This is a genomic window from Acidiferrobacteraceae bacterium, assembly GCA_037388825.1.
Classification (GTDB): domain Bacteria; phylum Pseudomonadota; class Gammaproteobacteria; order Acidiferrobacterales; family JAJDNE01; genus JARRJV01.
This window is the reverse complement of the sequence record JARRJV010000114.1, coordinates 1-4,393: the sequence shown is the minus strand read 5'-3', so window position 1 is coordinate 4,393 and position 4,393 is coordinate 1. Positions and strand designations below refer to the sequence as shown.

Below are 4,393 nucleotides of genomic sequence, written 5' to 3'. Positions count from 1 at the left end.
ATTAAGATCTCCTCAATGTCACGATGCCAGTTTTCCAATATTTCGATTTCTTCACTATTCAGGGTTTTTTCCTGTAACAGATCAGGTCTTTTTAAAAAGGTACGAATCAAAGAAGATTTGAGGCGCCATTTTTCAATTTCCCGGTGATGGCCGGAGAGCAGTATCTCCGGAACCTCCTTGTCTTCGAACGTTCTGGGTCTTGTGTAGTGAGCGTGTTCCAGTAAACCGTTTGCAAACGAGTCATTTTCAGCCGCATTCTCGCCGCCAAGGGCGCCGGGAATCAAACGTGTGACGGCGTCTACTATGATCATTCCGGCCAGTTCACCACCGGTAAGGACATAGTCACCGATGGAAATTTCATAATCAATAAGATCGTGACAGATTCGTTCATCAACACCCTCGTAGCGACCGCAGACCAGAACAAGCGTACTTAGAGACGCCAGTTCATGGGCCACTTTCTGGTTGAATACCTCTCCCTGGGGTGTCAGCAATACCGTTCTGGCCCCCGGTTGCGCGTTGGAGGCCGCCCGAATCGCCCTCGCCAGGGGCTCAGGTTTCATCACCATCCCGCTGCCGCCGCCGTAGGGCCGGTCATCCGTCACCTGGTGCCGATCTTCGGTGTAATCTCGAATGTTTACGGCCGAAACAAAAATCTTTTTATTTTCGATCGCCCTGCGGATAATCCCATGAGCCCAGAACGTGTCAAACATTTCCGGGAAAATTGTCAGTACAACAAAATTCATCAGTTTTTGTTGATAAGCGAGCTACAGCTTGTTTGGCAGTTCAAATAGTAAGTGGATTAAATCATTTGTGCTTAATCAACAATTCAACTTGTCAACCGATCATCTAAATTAAGCCCTCAGGCAAATCCACCCGCATTTGCTTTTTCCCCAGATCGATATCCAGAACAACAGTTTCGAGGGCTGGAATCAGTATTTCCTGCTCACCATTTTTAACCACATAAACATCATTGCTTCCGGTCTCGACGATTGACGCAATCCGGCCGAGGTATTCCTCTTGGGTCGTATATACATCGATCCCGATCAGATCAAACCAATAGTAGGTACCCTCCTCTAATTCCGGCAGTTCTGATTTTTTGATGAACAGGTCACAGCCGACCATCGATTCCGCCTGACGCCTGCCGGTAACCCCTTTAAGCGATAAAAGAGGTATTCCCGTGTGAGGTTTAACCCAATTGATTTCATAGATAGCTTCCAGCTCGCGGTTATTGCGAATGAGAATCGAGCTGCCGGATTTAAAAATTTCCAGCGATTCCGCATAGGATCGGATCTTATGGGTGCCTTTTACGCCATGAACGCCAACGATCTTACCGATGAGCGCATAGCCTTTCTTTTCAGCAGACTTATTCAACAATTTCCAGAACAGTGCGTTTTTTTATCTTGGCCGAGGCCGCACTGAGTATGGTTCGCATCGCCCTTGCCGTTCTGCCCTGCTTGCCAATTACTTTTCCTATATCCTCTTTGGCCACTTTAAGCTCCAAAACAGAGGTCTGACCCCCCGTGACCTCATTCACACTAACCTGTTCCGGATGATCCACTAACGCTTGAGCAATGTAATTGATCAGATCTTTCATGGTGCCGTGTCCTTTCTTGATGGTTTAAAAGTGGGGGCATCGTAACAGCGAACAATTTCGTACGTTGTCGTGAAAGCTTTATGATCGATTTTGCCCTTATAAGCAGCCGTAATTATCAGTCGGAATATCAGGCGGTTGGAGCAAAAAACCCTTCTTTTATTAAAAGGGTTCGAACCGTATCCGTGGGTTTCGCGCCCTGGGTCATCCAGTATTGGATCCTCTCCGATTTCAGCGTGATCTTGGCCGGATCGTACAAAGGATCATATGTGCCGACATTTTCCAGGAATTTACCGTCACGCGGACTTTCGCTGTCCGCGACGACAATTCGATAGAATGGTTTTTTCTTTGCTCCGTGTCGGGCCAATCTAATTTTAACTGCCATAGTTACATTTCTCCTTCAAAACGGCAGCATTCCCCGCTGCATACCGCGCATGCCGCCTTTATTGAATTTTTTAAGCATTTTAAGCAATTGAGTATAATTTTTTAATAATCGGTTGACATCCTGCACCCGGGTTCCACTTCCACTGGCGATTCTCCGGCGGCGACTTCCGTTGATAATCGTATGTTGCCGCCGCTCCCGGGGAGTCATCGAATTGATTATGGCTTCAATCTTAACAAATTCATTTTCGTCCACATCGAGGTTCTTCATCTGTTTGAGCTTACCCATGCCGGGGACCATCTTCATGATATCGCCCAGCGAACCCATCTTTCGAATTTGAACCATTTGATCGCGAAAATCCTCCAGGGTAAACTGGCTTTTTCTAAGCTTCTTCTCAAGGTCTGCGGCCGTCTTTTCATCAACGGCTTCCTGGGCTTTTTCGATGAGCGTGAGGACATCTCCCATGCCCAGTATGCTCGATGCCAATCTGTCAGGATGAAAAGGCTCAAGTTCGCTTAATTTTTCCCCAACACCGATAAACTTGATCGGCTTGCCGGTAATTTCCTTAATGGAAAGGGCGGCGCCCCCGCGGGCGTCACCATCCATTTTTGTGAGGATAACACCACCGATATCGAGTGTCTCATTAAAAGATTTGGCGATGTTTACCGCATCCTGGCCGGTCATGGCATCCGCCACCAGGAGTATGTCGGATGGCTTTACGGCATTTTTGATGCGGCTGAGTTCATCCATCAGCTCCTCATCGATGTGAAGGCGTCCTGCTGTGTCCAGCAGTAGCGTATCGCATCCCTGCTGGTGAGCTGCTGTTCTAGCTTCCCGGCATATCTGCACCGGATCCATCGCAGTGGTGGAGGAAAACACCGGGACGTTGAGCTGCTGGCCCAATTTCTTGAGCTGATCGATGGCGGCCGGGCGATAAACATCTGCAGGCACAAGATATGGTTTTCTGCCCTTTTTACGCAGAAAGACAGACAGTTTGCCCGATGTCGTTGTTTTACCGGATCCCTGAAGTCCAACCAGCATCAAAGCTACCGGGCTGGGACCTGACAGATTCAAGTCTTCGTTGCGAGAGCCCATCAGCTTCGTCAACTCTTCATTGACGATCTTGATAACCTGCTGACCGGGGGTTAAGCTGGACAGGACCTCCTGGCCCAGAGCCCTTTCCTTGACATCGGCGATGAATCGTTTGGCCACACGGTAATGGACATCGGCTTCGAGGAGGGCCATACGAACTTCTTTTACGCCTTCCTCGATGTTTTTTTCCGATAGTTTGCCGTGGCCTTTAAGCTTTTTAAAGGCGGCGTCCAGCTTTTCGCTCAAGCTTTCAAACATGGTTTCTCCAACCAATTCCCATTTAACGCATCAAGCGCTGATGACAACACTCAATTATAAAACGGACATTCTCGATCTTACACGCGAGAAACTGGTTTCCTGGCTGGCTGAGCACCAAATTGCAGCATATCGCGCGGAACAGATTCAAAAGTGGATTTATTTGCGACAAGCCGACAGCTTTGAGGTGATGACCGATCTTTCCAAAGAGATCCGAAGTTTGCTGCCGCAGCATTTTGTGATCGGCCGGCTGGAAGTCGAGCGGATTGAAACTTCCCGGGACGGTTCCCGTAAGTACCTTTTTAAACTTAATGACGGCAACCGCATTGAAAGTGTCCTTATTCCCGAAAAGGATCATTATACCCTTTGTGTGTCAAGCCAGGCGGGCTGTGCCCAGGGTTGCCTTTTTTGTCTGACCGCCGCCGGCGGTTTCGAACGGAATCTTACCCGGGCTGAGATTATCGCTCAGGTACGCGACATTAAAAATGAATTGGATGATCCCATGCGTTTGACGAATATTGTCTTTATGGGAATGGGTGAGCCGCTGGCCAACTACAAAAACCTTGTCAGCGCAATCGGCGTCATCACCGACACCGATGCCGGACTTCGACTCGCAAGCCGACGGGTGACGGTCTCCACTGCCGGCCTTGTGTCCAAACTTGCTGCCCTGGGGCGGGATACCCGTGTTAATCTGGCGATATCGCTCAATGCGACCGATGACAAAACCCGCAGCCGGTTGATGCCTATTAACCGTAGGTATCCTCTGGGCAAATTGCTGGAAGGCTGCCGTCGATATTCTCCCGCTCCCGGCCGAAGAATCACCTTCGAGTATATTCTCATCAGGGGAATCAACGATTCCGAAGATAATGCCAGACACCTGGCAAAATTATTGAGGCCGATCCGATGCAAAATCAACCTCATACCTTTTAACCCGCATGCAGGTTGCGATTTCGACCGGCCGGCAGAGGCGGTGATTCAGGCATTTTATGATATTTTGTTTGCGGAAAATTACACGGTCATTATTCGCCGGAGCAAAGGACAGGACATTTCGGCAGCCTGTGGACAATTAAGGG

The 4,393-nt window shown here is 49.0% G+C and carries 6 protein-coding genes; 1 reads left to right on the top strand and 5 read right to left on the bottom strand.

What is annotated here, in order from left to right; genetic code table 11:
- The 5 genes from trmD to ffh all read right to left on the bottom strand — a co-directional run.
- Window positions 1-743 (bottom strand): tRNA (guanosine(37)-N1)-methyltransferase TrmD (gene trmD, locus P8X48_12995; protein ID MEJ2108222.1); only part of this gene is annotated, 743 nt, incomplete at its 3' end.
- A gap of 103 nt (window positions 744-846) precedes the next feature.
- A complete protein-coding gene (gene rimM, locus P8X48_12990) occupies window positions 847-1,371 on the bottom strand; it encodes a ribosome maturation factor RimM (protein ID MEJ2108221.1) in 525 nt (174 codons plus the stop codon).
- On the bottom strand, window positions 1,364-1,594 hold the full coding sequence (locus tag P8X48_12985) for a KH domain-containing protein (GenBank protein MEJ2108220.1): 231 nt from the start codon (window positions 1,592-1,594) through the stop codon (window positions 1,364-1,366). Before P8X48_12985 ends, rimM begins: the two co-directional genes overlap by 8 nt.
- 127 nt (window positions 1,595-1,721) lie before the next feature.
- Window positions 1,722-1,976: a 30S ribosomal protein S16 gene (gene rpsP / locus P8X48_12980; protein ID MEJ2108219.1), complete on the bottom strand. Its 255-nt coding sequence runs from the start codon at window positions 1,974-1,976 to the stop codon at window positions 1,722-1,724.
- Between the two features lie 15 nt (window positions 1,977-1,991).
- Window positions 1,992-3,323, bottom strand: a complete 1,332-nt coding sequence (gene ffh, locus P8X48_12975) for a signal recognition particle protein (GenBank protein ID MEJ2108218.1) — start codon at window positions 3,321-3,323, stop codon at window positions 1,992-1,994.
- Here ffh and rlmN point away from each other — a divergent pair.
- A partial coding sequence (gene rlmN, locus P8X48_12970) for a 23S rRNA (adenine(2503)-C(2))-methyltransferase RlmN (protein ID MEJ2108217.1) occupies window positions 3,322-4,393 on the top strand: 1,072 nt, incomplete at its 3' end. The two genes, ffh and rlmN, sit on opposite strands and share 2 nt — an antisense overlap.

Excerpts from the sequence above, each read along its gene's own strand:
- ffh (MEJ2108218.1), bottom strand. The coding sequence starts at position 3,323 with ATGTTTGAAAGCTTGAGCGAAAAGCTGGACGCCGCCTTTAAAAAGCTT.
- P8X48_12985 (MEJ2108220.1), bottom strand. The coding sequence starts at position 1,594 with ATGAAAGATCTGATCAATTACATTGCTCAAGCGTTAGTGGATCATCCG.
- rpsP (MEJ2108219.1), bottom strand. The coding sequence starts at position 1,976 with ATGGCAGTTAAAATTAGATTGGCCCGACACGGAGCAAAGAAAAAACCA.